This is a genomic window from Pseudomonas sp. GW821-FHT09H03 (assembly GCF_059415945.1).
In genome coordinates this window covers 139621-155001 of record NZ_JBWKOF010000002.1, presented here as the reverse complement: position 1 = coordinate 155001, position 15381 = coordinate 139621, and the positions used below count along the sequence as shown (strand labels likewise).

Annotated in this window: 15 protein-coding genes; 2 read left to right on the top strand and 13 right to left on the bottom strand. The window is 62.2% G+C overall.

All coding sequences use genetic code 11. From position 1 onward, the window contains the following. The first annotated feature begins 164 nt into the window (after positions 1 to 164). Both AC07OG_RS03360 and AC07OG_RS03355 read left to right on the top strand, forming a co-directional pair. On the top strand, positions 165 to 1067 hold the full coding sequence (locus AC07OG_RS03360; RefSeq protein ID WP_495066215.1) for a LysR family transcriptional regulator: 903 nt from the start codon (positions 165 to 167) through the stop codon (positions 1065 to 1067). A gap of 517 nt (positions 1068 to 1584) precedes the next feature. Beyond that, positions 1585 to 1848 carry a DUF6124 family protein gene (locus AC07OG_RS03355; protein ID WP_495066214.1) on the top strand — a complete coding sequence of 88 codons (264 nt, stop codon included), beginning with the start codon at positions 1585 to 1587 and terminating at the stop codon, positions 1846 to 1848. Positions 1849 to 2158: 310 nt separating this feature from the next. On the opposite strand, the gene AC07OG_RS03350 is transcribed toward AC07OG_RS03355, so the two are convergent. The 13 genes from AC07OG_RS03350 to AC07OG_RS03290 are packed head-to-tail and all read right to left on the bottom strand — an operon-like array spanning position 2159 to position 15330. Continuing rightward, positions 2159 to 3385 (bottom strand): beta-ketoacyl-ACP synthase, encoded by a 1227-nt coding sequence (locus AC07OG_RS03350; protein WP_495066213.1) that lies wholly within the window; start codon positions 3383 to 3385, stop codon positions 2159 to 2161. After that, positions 3385 to 4113: a 3-oxoacyl-ACP reductase FabG gene (fabG, locus tag AC07OG_RS03345; RefSeq protein ID WP_218424257.1), complete on the bottom strand. Its 729-nt coding sequence runs from the start codon at positions 4111 to 4113 to the stop codon at positions 3385 to 3387. The genes AC07OG_RS03350 and fabG overlap by 1 nt, the downstream gene beginning before the upstream one ends. After that, positions 4110 to 4571, bottom strand: a complete 462-nt coding sequence (locus tag AC07OG_RS03340) for a hotdog family protein (protein WP_495066212.1) — start codon at positions 4569 to 4571, stop codon at positions 4110 to 4112. The genes fabG and AC07OG_RS03340 overlap by 4 nt, the downstream gene beginning before the upstream one ends. Continuing rightward, positions 4568 to 5764: a beta-ketoacyl-[acyl-carrier-protein] synthase family protein gene (locus AC07OG_RS03335; RefSeq protein ID WP_495066211.1), complete on the bottom strand. Its 1197-nt coding sequence runs from the start codon at positions 5762 to 5764 to the stop codon at positions 4568 to 4570. Before AC07OG_RS03335 ends, AC07OG_RS03340 begins: the two co-directional genes overlap by 4 nt. Then, on the bottom strand, positions 5761 to 6297 hold the full coding sequence (locus tag AC07OG_RS03330) for a hypothetical protein (protein ID WP_495066210.1): 537 nt from the start codon (positions 6295 to 6297) through the stop codon (positions 5761 to 5763). The genes AC07OG_RS03335 and AC07OG_RS03330 overlap by 4 nt, the downstream gene beginning before the upstream one ends. Then, positions 6294 to 7541, bottom strand: coding sequence for an NAD(P)/FAD-dependent oxidoreductase (locus AC07OG_RS03325; protein ID WP_495066209.1), 1248 nt, complete (start codon positions 7539 to 7541; stop codon positions 6294 to 6296). Before AC07OG_RS03325 ends, AC07OG_RS03330 begins: the two co-directional genes overlap by 4 nt. Then, positions 7528 to 8688, bottom strand: a complete 1161-nt coding sequence (locus AC07OG_RS03320) for a sodium:proton antiporter (RefSeq protein WP_495066208.1) — start codon at positions 8686 to 8688, stop codon at positions 7528 to 7530. The genes AC07OG_RS03325 and AC07OG_RS03320 overlap by 14 nt, the downstream gene beginning before the upstream one ends. Then, complete coding sequence (locus tag AC07OG_RS03315; RefSeq protein ID WP_495066207.1) at positions 8685 to 11024, bottom strand: MMPL family transporter; 2340 nt, start codon at positions 11022 to 11024, stop codon at positions 8685 to 8687. The genes AC07OG_RS03320 and AC07OG_RS03315 overlap by 4 nt, the downstream gene beginning before the upstream one ends. Further along, positions 11008 to 11712: an outer membrane lipoprotein carrier protein LolA gene (locus tag AC07OG_RS03310; protein ID WP_495066206.1), complete on the bottom strand. Its 705-nt coding sequence runs from the start codon at positions 11710 to 11712 to the stop codon at positions 11008 to 11010. The genes AC07OG_RS03315 and AC07OG_RS03310 overlap by 17 nt, the downstream gene beginning before the upstream one ends. Further along, on the bottom strand, positions 11709 to 12134 hold the full coding sequence (locus AC07OG_RS03305; protein WP_495066205.1) for an acyl-CoA thioesterase: 426 nt from the start codon (positions 12132 to 12134) through the stop codon (positions 11709 to 11711). Before AC07OG_RS03305 ends, AC07OG_RS03310 begins: the two co-directional genes overlap by 4 nt. Continuing rightward, positions 12127 to 13671: an HAL/PAL/TAL family ammonia-lyase gene (locus AC07OG_RS03300; RefSeq protein WP_495066204.1), complete on the bottom strand. Its 1545-nt coding sequence runs from the start codon at positions 13669 to 13671 to the stop codon at positions 12127 to 12129. The genes AC07OG_RS03305 and AC07OG_RS03300 overlap by 8 nt, the downstream gene beginning before the upstream one ends. Continuing rightward, positions 13652 to 14599, bottom strand: a complete 948-nt coding sequence (locus AC07OG_RS03295; RefSeq protein WP_495066203.1) for a lysophospholipid acyltransferase family protein — start codon at positions 14597 to 14599, stop codon at positions 13652 to 13654. Before AC07OG_RS03295 ends, AC07OG_RS03300 begins: the two co-directional genes overlap by 20 nt. Further along, positions 14596 to 15330: a glycosyltransferase family 2 protein gene (locus AC07OG_RS03290; RefSeq protein WP_495066202.1), complete on the bottom strand. Its 735-nt coding sequence runs from the start codon at positions 15328 to 15330 to the stop codon at positions 14596 to 14598. Before AC07OG_RS03290 ends, AC07OG_RS03295 begins: the two co-directional genes overlap by 4 nt. Between the last annotated feature and the right edge of the window lie 51 nt (positions 15331 to 15381).

Here is a 15381-nt window from a genome sequence, read left to right as displayed (position 1 = left end):
ATCGGGCGCTACTTCATGGGTGAGTGGGGCGATAGCGGTTTTCACGTTGGACCTCGGGATGGCGCAGCCGGTCAGGCAATGAAAAAAGCATATAGCTGGCTATTGATTCAATCCAATATATTGTTCGACCTGTTTGAGAGCTTTTACGACCTAATGAGGTTTCCATGGAACTGCGTCACCTGCGCTACTTCATTGCGGTCGCCGAAGAACTGCACTTTGGCCGCGCCGCACAAGTGCTGGGCATTTCCCAGCCGCCGCTGAGCCAGCAGATCCAGGCGCTGGAACAGGAAGTGGGCGCGCGCCTGTTCGAGCGTACCAATCGTCGGGTCGAGTTGAGCGAGGCCGGTCGTCTGTTCCTGGAAGAGGCGCGCCTGGCATTGGCCCAGGTCGACAAAGCGGCGGATGTTGCACGGCGGGCGCAGCTGGGTGAACTGGGCGAGCTGAAGATCGGCTTCACCTCTTCGGCTCCGTTCAACTCGACCATTCCCCAGGCGATTTTTTCCTTTCGCCAGCGTTTCCCGGCGGTGCACCTGAACCTGCGGGAAATGAGCAGCACCCAGGTGGCCGATGCGTTGGTGGATGAGTCGATCGAGGTCGGGATCATGCGTCCGCTTGGGCTGCCGGATAGCCTCAGTGTGGTCGAGTTGATGCGCGAGCCCTTGGTGGCTGTACTCAGTTCCAAGCATCCGCTGGTGAGTGGCAGTGAAGAGGGTCTATTCCTCTCGGCCCTGGCGCTCGAACCCTTCGTATTTTTCCCCCGCAGCTATGGCAGTGGCCTGTACGCGCAACTGCTCAGCCTGGCTCGTGATGCCGGCTTCAGTCCGCACTTTGCCCAGGAGGCGGGCGAGGCGATGACCATCATCGGCCTGGTCGCCGCAGGCCTCGGCGTATCGGTGTTGCCGGCGTCTTATCAACGCATGCGCATTGATGGTGTGGTCTATCGGCCGTTGCTTGATCCAGCGGCGGTTTCGGCGGTGTGGCTGGTGCAGCGCAAGGATCAGAAGTCGCCGATGGCCAAGGCTTTTGTGGAGTTGCTGACCAGGAAGGTTGAGCCGCTGCAGCCATGACGGCTTTGCCGTTAATCGCGGGCAAGCCCGCTCCCACAGTGTTCAGCGAGCGAGCACAATTTTCGCCACACCACAAAAACCTGTGGGAGCAGGCTTGCCCGCGAAGGCGTCCGCAAGAATAAAAAAACAGTGAACTGAAACGAGGATGCAACAACCCTGTCGGAAGCCTTTACCAACCGCTGTGGGACATTTCCGAAATCCATCGACAAGGCTACGACACCTTGCGGTCTTGCCTACAACAGATCCAGAATCCGCCGGCTTGTGCGCTTTAGGGGCTGTCGGTAGCTTGATCCGCGTCACTGATGGTCAGTGATCGGGTTTAGCAGCCCGTAGTTTCGTGAAGCGTATTAGCGCTCCTGAAAGGCAGGTATTTTCATACCTGCTCTTGATGGTCGCTGTGCGCAGGGCGCCTTCGGGTGCGCCGGTTCACGTAACCCGGTCTGCTAACCTGCGTACAGCTGCCACCCTTTTGATCACAAGCGATTGGGTGTGGCCGCCTTTTTCAGGATGCTGAATCATGAGCGATACGCCAAACCCTGCGCATTCCGATCCGGACGCGCCACACCAGCCCAGCCCCCTTTTCCTCGTCGCCCCCGATATCGATAACCACACACTGTTGGAATACGCCTGTGTGTCACTGGCATCGGCTAATGTCATGGTCAGTGATTTCGCGAGGAGTCTCAACGGGGTGCAGGGCAACACGCTGCTGGGAATTCAGCAGTCGATCATGCTGGGGGAAATGGCGGTGAATCGAGTGCTGGATAATCTAGATCCACACTGATCGGCCCAAAAGATCGTGCCCATTCGCCGAGCGTGGGAACGATCAATAGTTTCCCGTGCGAGGCGTTTGATTTATCTAGAAAGAAGGACTCGCTGTTTTTCACTGATGATCGGTGTGCGAGGTCGTGAGTATTGACCCTTCCGTGTAGCCTGAATTCTGGCTGTGGGACGTTTCCGAAATGAGGTACTCCGGGTTCCGAGTGTGTCTTTTCTTTGCGGGAGGAATTGAAAGGTCGCCGTCCGGATAACACGGGGTATCAGGCAGCCCGCGTTATCGTTGACGTCCATCGCGAGCAGCTCGCTCCTACATGTTACGACCAACGCCGAAAAATCAGTGAAGTATTCACTCCACCAAACGCGAAGTTGTTGTTCATCACGTACTGATTACTCATCTGCCGGAACTCACCGCGCAGGTAGTCGAGCTTGCCGCAGTGCGGGTCGATCTCGTCGAGGTTGAAGGTGTGCACATACAGGTCGCGGTTGAGCATTTCGATGCTGAACCACGACTCCAGCGCGCCGCAGGCGCCGAGGGTGTGGCCGAGGAAGCTCTTCTGCGAGCTGATCGGCATGTGTTCGCCGAACAGGCTGCTGGTGGCCTGGGTCTCGGCGATGTCACCCTGTTCGGTCGCGGTGCCGTGGCCGTTGACGTAGCCGATGTCGGAGGGTGCAAGTCCCGCATCCTCCAGCGCTAGCTCCATGGCCCGACGCATGGTGACCTGCTCCGGCCGGGTGGTGTGCTGGCCGTCGGCGTTGCTGCCGAAGCCGACGATCTCGGCATGGATGCGCGCGCCACGGGCCAGGGCATGTTCCAGTTCTTCGAGCACCAGCATGCCGCCGCCTTCCCCGATTACCAGGCCATCGCGCCCAGTGTCGTAAGGGCGCGGGGTGCGTTGCGGGGTGTCGTTTTTCAGGCTGGTGGCGTAGAGCGCGTCGAAGACCATGGCCTCGGTCGGGCACAGCTCTTCGGCGCCGCCGGCGAGCATCAGCGGCAGGCGGCCGAACTTGATGGCCTCGTAGGCATAGCCGATGCCCTGGCTGCCGCTGGTGCAGGCGCTGGAAGTCGGGATCAGGCGGCCGGTGAGGCCAAAGAAGATGCTGATGTTCGCCGCGGTGGTGTGCGGCATCATCCGTACATATGAGTTGGCGTTCAGACCTTCGGCCACCGAATTGAGCAGCATGTTGCCAAACGCCTTGATCTCGTCGGTGCTGCCGGTCGATGAACCGCAGGCGACGCCCATGCGTCCGTCCTTGATCGAGTCGTCGCCGAGCAATCCGGCATCAGCCAGGGCCAGTTCCGCCGCGCCTACCGCCAGCCGCGAAACCCGGCCCATGCTGCGCAGCTGCTTGCGGGTCCAGTGGCTCGGTACCTTGAAATCGTCGATGGGGCCGGCCAGGCGCGTGTTGAGTTCGGTGAAGCGATCCCATTCGTCCATGCGCCGGATGCCGCTGCGGTTGGCCGCGAAGTTGCCGGCGATGGTCTGCCAGTCGCTGCCCAGTGAGGTGATGCCGGCCATGCCGGTGACGACGACGCGCTTCATCAGCACAGGCCTCCATTGACGGCCAGAACCTGCCGGGTGATGTACGACGCTTCCGCCGACATCAGGAAATTCACTGCGCCGGCCACTTCTTCTGGCGTACCCATGCGTTGTGCGGGGATCATTTTCATCAGTTCTTCCACCGGCACGTTGTCGTCGAGCATGGCCGTGTCGATCAAGCCGGGTGCGACACAGTTGACCGTGATTTTGCGCTTGCCCAGTTCAATCGCCAATGCCTTTGCCGCGCCAATCAGGCCGGCCTTCGAGGCGCTGTAGTTGACCTGGCCACGGTTGCCGATCAACCCGGATACCGAGGTTATGCAGACAATCCGCCCGGCGGCACGACGACGGATCATCGGCATCATCACCGGGTGCAGCACGTTGTAGAAACCGTCGAGGTTGGTGCGCATCACCACGTCCCAATCATCCTCGCTCAGCGCGGGAAAAGCACCGTCGCGGGTCAGGCCGGCGTTGAGCACCACGCCGTAATAGGCGCCGTGGGTCTCGACGTCGGCTTCGAGAACGGCTTTGCAGCTGGCGCGGTCGGATACATCAAATTGCAGGATACGCGCCCTGCGTCCCAGGGCTTCGATTTCAGACTGTACCGCCACGACGTCCGCCAGGCCGCTGCGGCAATGCAGCACGATGTCATGGCCAGCCTGGGCCAGGCGCAAGGCGATAGCGCGACCAATGCCCCGGCTGGAACCGGTGACCAGTACGGATGGCGTCATGACTGGACTCCTTCGGGTTCATGAAGATATTGAGCCACTTGTGGCGGGCGATAAACATTCAACCGGGCGGTGGCGTGGATGCCCGGCGCGTTGATATGGCATTCGAACACGCCCATGCCGTTGTCGTCTTCCAGTGAGCGCAGGCTATGGAGGGTCAGTTCGGTGCCGGCTGGAAAGCTTTCGACGTTGCATTCGAACTTGCGGCTACCGAGCAGGAAGCCCAGTTCCACGGCATCGCCGCGCTTGCGTGCACGGCAACCGGCAAAGGCGGCCACACTCTGGGCCATCAGCTCGATGCCGACCCAGGCCGGCAGGCTGCCGTCGGGTTGGCTGAACAGGCCGCCGGGCCTGACGGTCAGGCGGGTTTCAATCTGCTCATCATCGAATGCCAGGATCTGCTCGATGAGGATCATGTCGCCGGCGTGGGGCAGCAGTTCGGCGAGCGGCCAGTCAATCATGGGGCGTCTCCGATAATCAGGCTGACGTTGTTGCCACCGAAGGCGAAGGAGTTGCTCATCAGGTAGCGCGGTGCAATGGACGCCAGACGCGTGCCCGGGGTCACCCATTGCAGGGGCGGCAGCGCTGGATCGGGCTGGCCGTCCCAGATGTGCGGTGGCAGGGCTTGCTCGCTGTTGTCGTCGCTCAGGCTCAGCCAGCAGAATGCCGCTTCCAGCGCGCCGGCGGCCCCCAGCGTGTGACCGGTCATGGGTTTGCTCGACGAGCAGGGCACGCCGGCAGGGAACAGGGTCGCCACTGCCTGGCTTTCCATGGCGTCGTTATGGGCAGTGGCAGTGCCATGGAGGTTCAGATAGGCGATCTGCCCTGGCTCCAGGTTGGCACGGCCCAGGGCCTTGCACATCGCTTGAAGGGCGCCACGGCCAGAGGGTTCCGGGGCAGAAATATGGTACGCGTCGGAGCTGGCGCCGCTGCCCAGCAGGGCAATCGAGTGCCCTTCTGCCGGCTGTTTGCTCATCACGAACAGCACCGCCGCCTCGCCAATGTTGATGCCGTTACGGTTGACCGAGAACGGATTGCAGCGCTGTGCGCTAACTGCGTCCAGCGCCGAGAAGCCGTTGAGCGTCAGTTTGCACAGGCTGTCGACACCGCCGCACAACACCGCGTCGCAGATGCCCAGGTCCAGCAGGCGTTGGGCGCTGATCAAGGCGCGGGCGCTGGAGGTGCAGGCCGTGGAAATCACGTAGGTCGGCCCGCTCAATTGCAGCCAGTCGGCGAGAAAGTTTGCCGGCGCCGCCAGTTCCTGCTGCTGATAATCGTAGGCGGCCGGGAACTGCTGTTCGCGCAGGTATTGGGCCAGCCCCTGGCTGGCTTCCTCGATTCCAGAAGTACTGGTGCCCAGCACGATACCGATGCGGTCGCGGCCGTAGGTCTGGATCGCATCGTCGATGTCCGGGCGGATTTGCAGCGCCGCCTCCAGCAACAGTTGATTGTTGCGAGTGTGTTGCCAGGGCGGACCCGGTGGAATCGCCGCCAACTCACCACGGACCGCAGCGACCGGCAACGAACGCTCCGGCACCCAGCCGGCTTCGTCACGCATGCCGGAGCAATCGCCGGCAAACAGGTTGCGGGCGACTTCGCGCTTGCCCCGGCCAAGGGCGCAGATCACCCCCAGGGCATTCAGGTAGGCGGTCATGGCGTATCACCGCTCAGGGGTGTGATTTCAAATACTGGACCTTTCTGCAACTGCAATTCAAAGCTCGTCGAATGTGAGTAGCGTACGTCCCAGCGATCGGGCAGGGACCGTTGTGCACCGTGTTGCCAGGCGCCGGTATAATTGATCGCCAACTGATCTCTTGGTGTCAGTGCGAACAGCAGCGCCGCGAACAGCTCTCGGGCCTCTGAATTGGGTGGCAGCAGGCCGTCGGCCTTCCAGGTTTTATCAGTGAGTATCTGGCGTGCCTGGGGAATGCCGAGCAAGTCCATCATCGACCAGCGAATGCCGGCCCCTTCGCTCTGAATCACCAGTACCCAATGCTGACGCTGATCGTCCTGCATGCGCTCGATGTGTAATTGCAGCGGCAATTCCAGGCTCGGTGTTTGCTCGGGCAGCGGCGCCCGGCCGGCGCAGGCGCTCAGCAGTACGAGACACCCGAGCAGCAGATAACGCAGGAGCGACCAGCAACCGATATGGCTTCGCTCGACGCAGTTGTGGCTCAAAAAACTCATGTCCCGTCCCGTGCACAGAGTTCGGAAATGACCTTCAGCCGGCGCCTGGCTTCGCTGACGAACGGGTTGCGTACATCCCAGGCATATCCGGCCAGAATGGAGCTGATCATCCGGCGGATCTCCGGTGAACTGCCTTCATGATAAATCACATCCTGGAAGGTCCCGGCGTACCAGCCTTCGACATAGCAACGGAATGTGTCGACGCCGCGCTTGAGCGGTTCGGCAAACTCGCTCTGCCAGTCAACGGACTCGCCTTGCAGCTGGCGGTGCAGCACCGCGGCGGCCATGCTCGCCGAACGCATGGCGATGGTCACCCCGGAGGAAAACACCGGGTCCAGAAATTCTGCTGCGTTGCCCAGCAGAGCGAAGCCTGGGCCATGGAGGGTCTTGACGTTGGCCGAGTAACCGCCGATGGCACGAGCCTCGGTATCCCACTGGGCATTGTTCAGCACGCCGGCCAGGCTCGGCGTTTCGGCGATGAAGCCGCGCAGGCACTCGTCCAGATTGTCGCTGCGGCCGGCGAAGTGCTCTGCTGCGGCGACCACGCCGACCGAGCAGCGCCCGTTGCTGAACGGGATGGTCCAGAACCAAACATCCCGTTGGGTCGGATGGGTGGTGATGAGGATCTTGTTGCGGTCGAAGCCCGGGCTGTCGATACGATCTTCGACATGGGTGAACACGGCCTGGCGTACCGGGAAATTCGACGGTGCCTCGAGGTCGAGCAAGCGCGGCAAAACCCGGCCATAACCGCTGGCATCGAGCATGAAAGCGGCCTGGATGCGGTACTCGCTGCCGTCTTCGCGGCGCACGCCGAGCTGGGGTCCGCACGAGCCCGTATCGACACTGACGATGGTCTCGCCGTAGCGCAACTCCACGCCTTGCAGCGCGGCCTGATCAGCCAGCAACTTGTCGAAGTCTGCGCGCTGCACCTGAAAGGTCGTCGGCTTGCCTTCGCTGAACGTGTCACCGAAATCAAAGGTGCTGTACTGCTCGCCCCAGGCAAACGCGGCACCGTTTTTCACCTGGAAACCGGCGGCATTGACGGCGTCGAGCATGCCCGCTTCCTCGACGAAATCCAGGCAGTGGGACAACAGGCTTTCGCCGATGGAAAACCGGGGAAAATGCTGACGCTCGATCACCAGTACGTCGTGCCCCTTGCGCTTGAGCAGCGCGGCGGCGATGGCACCGGATGGACCGGCTCCGATGACTACGACCTGGCGATGTTCCATCTCAATGGTTGGCATGGGAGCTCCTTGCGGGAACGGCGGCTTTCGAGGGAAGACGGTGCATGCCGGCCAGGGCGGGCAGCAGCGTCGCGACCAGACCCATCAGCATCAGCGCAAAGTACAGCGCCGGGCTGATGAGTTGCTGTTGTAGCAACAGGTTGAGGAAGACGATCTCGCTCAAACCACGAATGTTCAGCAGGATACTTTCGCGCCAGCGGCTGGCGCCTTTGAACGGCGAGGCGGCCCAGCCGAGGCCGAGCCAGTTGCCCAGCAGTTTGCTGGCAATCGGCAACAGCAGCAGGGCGCTCAGTTGCACCCAGCCGAGGCTGTCCATGGCGCTGTGCACGTTGATCTGCACAATGCCGAAATTGAGAATCAACGGGATGGCGATGTATGTCTGCAAGCGGCTCATCCACAGGGCTGGCAACGGTAATACCAGCGGTGCTTTCAGCGCGGCCATGATCAGCAGGTAGCCGATGCCGAAGATCAGTGCATTGAGCTTGTAGTGTTCGGCGACCACCAGCAGCGCGAAAAAGCACAGGCTGTAGAGCCACGTCTGGCGCAGACCGAGCAGGCGCAACAGCAGCGGCAGGCACGCACCGGCCAAGGGCAGCAACAGGCTGCTCAGGTGCAGGCTGCCCTGGGCGATGCCAAACAGCGTCCAGCAGGTGAGGTCGATGAGGATTGCGGTTTGCACCAGTCTGCGCGTGGCCGCGGGTGGGTAATCGATGTGGCGCAGGTACAGGTACAACACCGGAATCGCGGTAATGGCGAATAGCAAACCGACGGCCAGCGAGCTGATCCACGGTTGCGCCGGCAACAACCAGATCGCCGTGGCGAGACCGCAGGCGAATGGAATGCAGAAGCTCGGCAGGGCGATTTTCAGGCTCTGGCGATCCAGTTGCAGGTCGATTACGTCACTGAGGATGTAGCCCAGCAGCAGGGCGAAACTCAAGCTGTAGAGGTTTTTCAGCCACACCGGTGCTACCAGCGCGGCGCCGCTCAGTTGCCACTGAGGTTCAACCCAGAAGTACATCAGCAGCGGCAAGCCGATGGTCGCCAGGAGTAACTGGCTGACAATCGGAATCAGGCCAAAGCGACGGCCGACACGGGTGGCCAGGGCAAACAACACCAGGGCCATCGCCCAGAACAACACGACCATCATGCTGCTGGCTCCGTGACTGCAGCGGCATGTACCTGTCGACCGGCCCAGGGGGCGAGCAGGAAGCTGAAGATCAGGCCCAGGCTGACCGACAAGCCGAAGTTGCTCACCGCCGGCGTGCTCGATACCGCCAGCAGACCGAACGACAGCCAGGTGGTCAACGCCGCCAGTAAAGTACCCAGCAGGCTCACGGCAGCGCCGCCGACTTGCTCGCGCATCAGGATCGCGTAATCGACGCTGATCGCCGTCACCAGCAGCAGGCCGAACAGGCTGAACAGGGTCAATGGTTGCCCCAGCCAGCCGAGGCTGGCGAGGCTGCACAGCGCTGCCAGCAGCGGCAGAAAAACGATGCGCAGCGCCCCGCCGAAGCCGAATGGCAGGATCAAAACCAGCACGATCAGTACACAGGAAGCGAGTTTCAACTCTGCGGCGCTGACCTGGGTAGCGGCGAAGACGAGGTTCAACTCACCCAGCCGATCGACCAGTTCCACGCCCGGTAAATCGTGGGTCTGGGCCCGCAGCAAGTTCGGGTTATTCACACCTTGCAGGCTGACCATCGCCGCCACGCCATCATCGCTGGGGCCAAGCCATAGTGCTCTATAGGGCTCTGCCAGGGGGCCCGCCAATGCCGCATCGATGTCTTCGCCAGGCAATGCCTGCAATGTTGCCAATTCGGCGCGCAACGCCTCGACCGGTACGCCGATGTCGAGCAGCGGTTGCCAGAACTGCGGCAGCTTGCTCAAGGCTTCGCGCACTTGCTGCTGTTGGTTCTGCGGGCTGACCAACTGGTTGAGGGACAGGTAGCCCTGGAGCTTTTCCAGGTTGCGCAACTGATCCAGGCGTTCGCTCAGGGCGGTCTGGCGCTCGAGCAGTTGCTGCTGATTAGCGGCACGTACCAGGAAGAACTGGCTGGTGGGTTGATAACCGGTGATCTGCGCGATGGTCCGGGCTTCATCGGTCAATTGTTGCGGCGCGGCGATCCATTGGCGAATGTCGTTTTTGCTTTCGAGTTGCAGCAGGCCAGCGACACAGAAAGCGATCAGCAGCGCCAGCAACACTGGCGTGCTCACCCGTTTGAGCAGCGCTTCGCGACGGGCCAACAGGTATTCGCTCACCCGCAGCGGCCATTGCGCCGGGCGCAGGTCGGCACCCTTGAGCAGGGCCGGTAACAGGCACACGGCAGACAAATAGGCGCCGAGCAGGCCGGCGGCAGAGAACACGGCAATCTGGGTGAGTGCCGGGAAGGGCGTCCAGGCCAGGGCCAGATAACCGATGGCGCTGGTAATCAGGCTCAGCGTGAGTCCTGGCAGGGTCAGGCGCAGCGCCGGCCAGCTGTGCCAGGGTTTCAGGCTCCAGCTCTTGGACAGGTAATGCAGCGGGTAATCGACCGCGACGCCGATCAGGCTCGAACCCAGCACCAGCGTCATCACATGCATGTGGCCAAACAGCGCCACGCAGGCCACCGCGCCGAACAGCATGCCCACCAGCACCGGGACGAAGGCCAGCAGTACGCGCCAGCGGCGGAAGGCCAGCAGCAACAGCAAGAGAATTCCCAGCGTGGCGCCGCCACCCACCCAGGTCATTTCCCGGGCGGCCTGGCGTTGGCCGTCGGCCGCATACAGCAAGCCGCTGGCGGCCAGCAGTTGAACGTCGCTTTGCGCCGCTACTTCGCGGCCATGCTCGAGCAGGTCGGCCACTTGCAGTGGCAGGTTCATGTCGAAGGCGTTGCCGGTGGTGCGTGCGCGCAGCAGCACCCAGCTTTTACCGTTCGCGTCGGCGATCAAGGCGCCACTGCCAATGTCCAGTTGCACTGCGCCGTGTTTCGGCTGGCTGTTCTGGATACGCCCGGTCAACCCCAGCCAGTCATCCTGGCTCGATACCAGGCTGAAGCCGTTGAACGGGTCGAACAGCGCCTGCACTCGTTCCTGGATAAATGCGTCGGGATGTTCGCTCAATAGCGCGCGGTCTTCGGCGGACAGCATCGCCAATCGGCCTCGCAGCAACTGGGTGCGCAGTGCTGGCAAGTCGGCTTGCAGGGTCCACTGGACCTTTTCGAACAGGCCGCTGGCCTGCCATTGTTCGCCCAGTTGCTGCGCCATGGCGATGGCTTGTTGGCGATCAGAGTGGCCCACCAGCACCAGCATTTCGCGGTTCAGCGGTTCTTGTATGCGCTGTTCGGCGCGCTGCTCAAGGGCGTCAGGTGCTGTACCGGGCACCAGATCCATCAGATTGGCCGACAGCGGTGCGCCGTCACGCCATTGCCAACCGGCGAGCGCCAGTACTGCCAGCAGCAGGGTCAGGAATAGCCACGGCAGCCTGCGCTCACTCGGCAAAGTCATGTTGCTCCGCTTCGCTCAACGGTTGGGCGCCGGTACTGTCCTGCATGCGCAACAAGGTGCTGTCGCCCTGGGTTTCGAGTAGTTCGATGCTCTGTACCAGCTCGGCACCGGTGATATTGATCCGGTTGAACACTTGCTTGAGCAGCATCGAGCGCGGCACCAGTGTGAGCTGCCAGGCTCGGGGGTCGCCACTGAGCGAGAGCTCGAAATCGCGCTGCAAGCCAGTGCTGTCACCTTGCAGCACCGAGAGGAACAGGCGGTTCTGTTCGGCGCCAGCGGCCTTGCCCGGGACCATTTGCCAGCCTGCGGCGTCACGATGGGCAATGCCTTTTTCGTTGATTCGATAATCCTGCTGCAACGGGGTTTTCAGCAGCCACAACAATCCGTGGTTTTTCGCGAGCACGAAAGTGCCGGTGCTGGTCAGCGGCTTGGGCAGGGCGCGCAGGTGTTTTTCCTGGATGAAGTTGCCGTGAATGACCTCGGGTTTGGCCAGTTGAGTACTCAGTTGCTGCAGGTCGAATGCATGGGCCAGCCCTGGAATGCCCAGTAGTACGCAGAGCCCTGTAGGAGCGAGCATGCTCGCGAAAAACCTTAGGGTTGCGCGCAGTGTCAGGTGTCCAGCGTTATCGTTGACGACCATCGCGAGCGTGCTCGCTCCTACAGGGGGGCGGGGGCGCCAGAAAATCATGGCAGGGCCCTCTCTACGGCGTCGGTGAACACCTTGGGCGAAGCCAGTTGCATTTCGCGGCTGGCGATGTCGACGGCCACTTGCACGGAGACGGCGCGGGTCAGGCGTTCGCCGGTGTGCAGGTCGCTGATCAGGTAATTGATCTTCAACCGGTTCTCCCATTCCACCAGATTGGCTCGTACGTTCAGCTTCTGGCCGAACACCGCACCGCGCACGTACCGCAGTTGCAGGTCGATCACCGGCCAGGCGTAACCCGACTCGGACATGGCGTTGTAGTTGTGGCCGATCCTGTCCAGCAGCGCGCAACGGGCGACTTCCAGGTATTTGACGTAATGGCCGTGCCAGACCACGTGCATGCTGTCGACGTCGAAGAACGGCACGACAATTTCAGAATCAGTGTGCAGAAATCCCTTGCTACGCATGCAGCCTCCAGTGTTGAGCGGCGATGCGTTGCAGGCACAGGCGCAATTCGCCCTCCAGGGCACGATCTTCAATGACCGGCGCAAAGTCCTTTGCCAGTGCTTCGTGCATTTCTGCCAGCGCCGGTGGCAATGGACGGGCGTCCTCGGCCAGGCCGCGCAGCCAGACACCCTGGTTGGCTGCGAGCAATGTGGCGGCGGCCACTTGTTCGGTCAGTTCCAGCACGCGGATCGCATCGCGAGCGGCGATGGTGCCCATGCTGACCTTGTCCTGGTTGTGGCACTCGGTGGAGCGCGAAAAGACGCTCGCCGGCATGGTGTTTTTCAGCGCTTCGGCGGTCCAGGCGCTGGTGCCGATCTGCACGGCCTTGAAGCCATGGTTGAGCATGGCCCGGTCGGCGCTGGCACCGGAAAGGTTGCTCGGCAGGCCGTGGTTGTAGCGCTCATCCACCAGCAATGCCAGTTGGCGATCGAGCAGGTCGGCGACGTTGGCCACCAAGTTCTTCAGGCTGTCCATGGCGAACGCGATGTGACCGCCGTAGAAGTGCCCGCCGTGCAGCACTCGCTCGGCTTCGGCGTCGATGATCGGGTTGTCGTTGGCGCTGTTGAGTTCGATCTCGATGAACGAGCGCAGCCAGTTCAGGCTGTCGGCCAGGACGCCGAGCACATGGGGTGCGCAACGCAGGGAGTAACGGTCTTGCAGGCGATGCAACGGCGCGGTCGGTGCGTCGATTGCCAGATCTTTGCGCAACCAGGCGGCGACCTGCATTTGCCCGGGGTGCGGCTTGGCGGCGAACAGACGCTCGTCGAAATGTTCCGGGTTGCCTTGCAGGGCCACCACGTTCAGCGCGGTGATCCGGGTCGCCAGTTGCAGCAGGTAGTCGGCGCGGGCATAGGCCAGGCAGGCGAGCCCGGTCATGACGGCAGTGCCATTCATCAATGCCAACGCTTCTTTCGGGCGCAACACCAGCGGTTGCCAGCCGAGTTCGCGATGGACGTCGGCGGCTTGTCGGCGCTCGCCACGGAACAACACTTCGCGTTCGCCGGATAACGTGGCGGCGACGTAGGACAGCGGCGTCAGGTCTCCGCTGGCGCCTACCGAGCCTTCTTCCGGAATCAGCGGCAGGATGTCGTGCTCGAGGAAGGCTTGCAGGCGTTCCAGCAGCTCCACGCGTACCCCGGAAACGCCCTGGCACAGCGACTGCAAACGTGCCGCCAACACCGCGCGGCTGGCCTGGGCGTCGAGCAGCTTGCCCAGTCCGCAGCCGTGGAAGGTGTAAAGATGACGCGGCAGGGCTTCGACATGATGCAGCGGTACCGCGACCACACAGGAGTCGCCGTAGCCGGTGGTCACGCCATAGATGACGCCTTCCTTGTCCAGCAGGGAGTCGAGGAACTGCGCGCCCTTGGCGATGCGCTGGCGGAACCCGGGGTCGTCCTGCAACTGCGTTGGTGCCTGGCCGTTGGCCAGGGCCAGCACGTCTTCGATACGCAAAGGTAGTTCGCCGAAGGTTACCGGCTCAAGCGTTGGCGTCGTCATCGGTCTTCCAGAAAGGGTAAAAGTTGAACCATTGGCGTGGCGCTTCGAGGCAATAGTGACCCAGACGCTCGGCATAACGGCAAGCCCACTGATGTATGACCTGCTCGCGGTCGCTACGTTTCCAGGTGATCGCGTCGGCGAAGGGTTCCAGCGTCAGGCGGTAGTCGCCGTCGGGCTTTTTCAGGCACAGCAGCAGGTTGACCGGGCATTTCAGCAGGCCGGCCAGCAGCCACGGGCCCTGGGGAAATCTTGCCGGGTAACCGAGGAAGTCCACCGTCACGCTGCGCCCGCCATGCAATGGCACGCGGTCGCCGGCAATCGCCAGCCACTCGCCGCGCTCCAGGCGTTCGTGGAGCTGCAGCATGATGGCGGGATCAAGTTCGCTGACCTGAATCAAGCGCAGATTGCTCGCCCCGGCCTCGCCCAACAAACGATTGAACTGCTCGGCGTGCTTGGTGTGCACCAGCACGTTCATGGTGACTTTTTCGCCGAGTTCCGCCAGCGCGCGGCAGACTTCCAGGTTACCCAGATGCGCGCCCACGAGCAGCTGCCCGCGAGTACCACGCAACTGAGTGCGCAGCAGCGCCGGGTCGATGATTTCGATTTGCTCGATGCTCAGCTTGCCGTTCCACACGTCGAGCTTGTCGAGCATGGAATCGGCAAAGGCCATGAACTGTCCGAAGACGCGCCAGTGGGTCGGACGCAATTCGTTGCGGCCGCTCCATTGGGCAAGGCGTTGCTGGTACTGCCAGGCGCTTTGCCGGGCGCTGCGGCCGAACAGGAAAAAATACAACACGATGCCATACAGCAGCGGGCTCAGCAGGCGACGGCCCAGTACTTTGGCGCCGAATGCGGTGAGCTTCATCAACCAGAAACTGCCGCGCTCTTCACGGTCGGCCCAGTGCGACTTGTCGGCGCTGTTGGTCATGCTCGCCACCTTCGCCAGAGGATCGCCGGCGCGCGCAGCAACATGCCGAAGAACAACCGGGTGTGCATGCTGGAAATCAGCACGTTGTCGTGGAACAGGCGGAAATGCGATACACCATCCAGCGGGTAACGAACCCGGGTTTGCAGCCATTGCATCGGCTGATTGCGCCAGGCCAGGCGCACCAGGATGTCCGAGTCGAAGTCCATGCGCTTGCCGATCTTTGCCGACTCGATCAATGCCAGGACCGGCGGCAATGGATAGACCCGGAAGCCGCACATGGAATCGCGAATCTGCAGGGACAGGGTGTTGATCCAGACCATGACGTGGGTCAGGTATCGGGCATACAACCGGCCCTTTGGCACACTGGCGTCGAATTGCGGGTAGCCACAGATCACCGCCTGCGGATGAGCCCTGGATTGCTGGATAAACCGTTCGACGTCCTGCAGGTCGTGCTGTCCATCGGCATCCACCTGCAGGGCATGGCTGAAACCCAGGCGCGAGGCTTCGCGCAAGCCGGTCATGACCGCGCCCCCCTTGCCCTGGTTGGCGGCGAGACGGATCAGGTACACCATGTCCCGCCGCGCCAGTTGGTCGAGAACCCTGGCACAGGCCGGACTGCTGGCATCGTCCACCAGGATGCACGGCAGGTTACGGGCAATGAGGGCGTCGACTACCGTGGTGATCGCGGCTTCGTGGTTGTACACCGGAATAATGGCGCAGGGGCTATGCATGGTGGCATACACCTGAAAGAACGGGGTGCCTGCTTCGCGAGCAAGCCCGCT

Coding starts and splice junctions, on each gene's coding strand:
- AC07OG_RS03360 (WP_495066215.1), top strand. CDS start 165: ATGGAACTGCGTCACCTGCGCTACTTCATTGCGGTCGCCGAAGAACTG.
- AC07OG_RS03355 (WP_495066214.1), top strand. CDS start 1,585: ATGAGCGATACGCCAAACCCTGCGCATTCCGATCCGGACGCGCCACAC.
- AC07OG_RS03350 (WP_495066213.1), bottom strand. CDS start 3,385: ATGAAGCGCGTCGTCGTCACCGGCATGGCCGGCATCACCTCACTGGGC.
- fabG (WP_218424257.1), bottom strand. CDS start 4,113: ATGACGCCATCCGTACTGGTCACCGGTTCCAGCCGGGGCATTGGTCGC.
- AC07OG_RS03340 (WP_495066212.1), bottom strand. CDS start 4,571: ATGATTGACTGGCCGCTCGCCGAACTGCTGCCCCACGCCGGCGACATG.
- AC07OG_RS03335 (WP_495066211.1), bottom strand. CDS start 5,764: ATGACCGCCTACCTGAATGCCCTGGGGGTGATCTGCGCCCTTGGCCGG.
- AC07OG_RS03330 (WP_495066210.1), bottom strand. CDS start 6,297: ATGAGTTTTTTGAGCCACAACTGCGTCGAGCGAAGCCATATCGGTTGC.
- AC07OG_RS03325 (WP_495066209.1), bottom strand. CDS start 7,541: ATGCCAACCATTGAGATGGAACATCGCCAGGTCGTAGTCATCGGAGCC.
- AC07OG_RS03320 (WP_495066208.1), bottom strand. CDS start 8,688: ATGATGGTCGTGTTGTTCTGGGCGATGGCCCTGGTGTTGTTTGCCCTG.
- AC07OG_RS03315 (WP_495066207.1), bottom strand. CDS start 11,024: ATGACTTTGCCGAGTGAGCGCAGGCTGCCGTGGCTATTCCTGACCCTG.
- AC07OG_RS03310 (WP_495066206.1), bottom strand. CDS start 11,712: ATGATTTTCTGGCGCCCCCGCCCCCCTGTAGGAGCGAGCACGCTCGCG.
- AC07OG_RS03305 (WP_495066205.1), bottom strand. CDS start 12,134: ATGCGTAGCAAGGGATTTCTGCACACTGATTCTGAAATTGTCGTGCCG.
- AC07OG_RS03300 (WP_495066204.1), bottom strand. CDS start 13,671: ATGACGACGCCAACGCTTGAGCCGGTAACCTTCGGCGAACTACCTTTG.
- AC07OG_RS03295 (WP_495066203.1), bottom strand. CDS start 14,599: ATGACCAACAGCGCCGACAAGTCGCACTGGGCCGACCGTGAAGAGCGC.
- AC07OG_RS03290 (WP_495066202.1), bottom strand. CDS start 15,330: ATGCATAGCCCCTGCGCCATTATTCCGGTGTACAACCACGAAGCCGCG.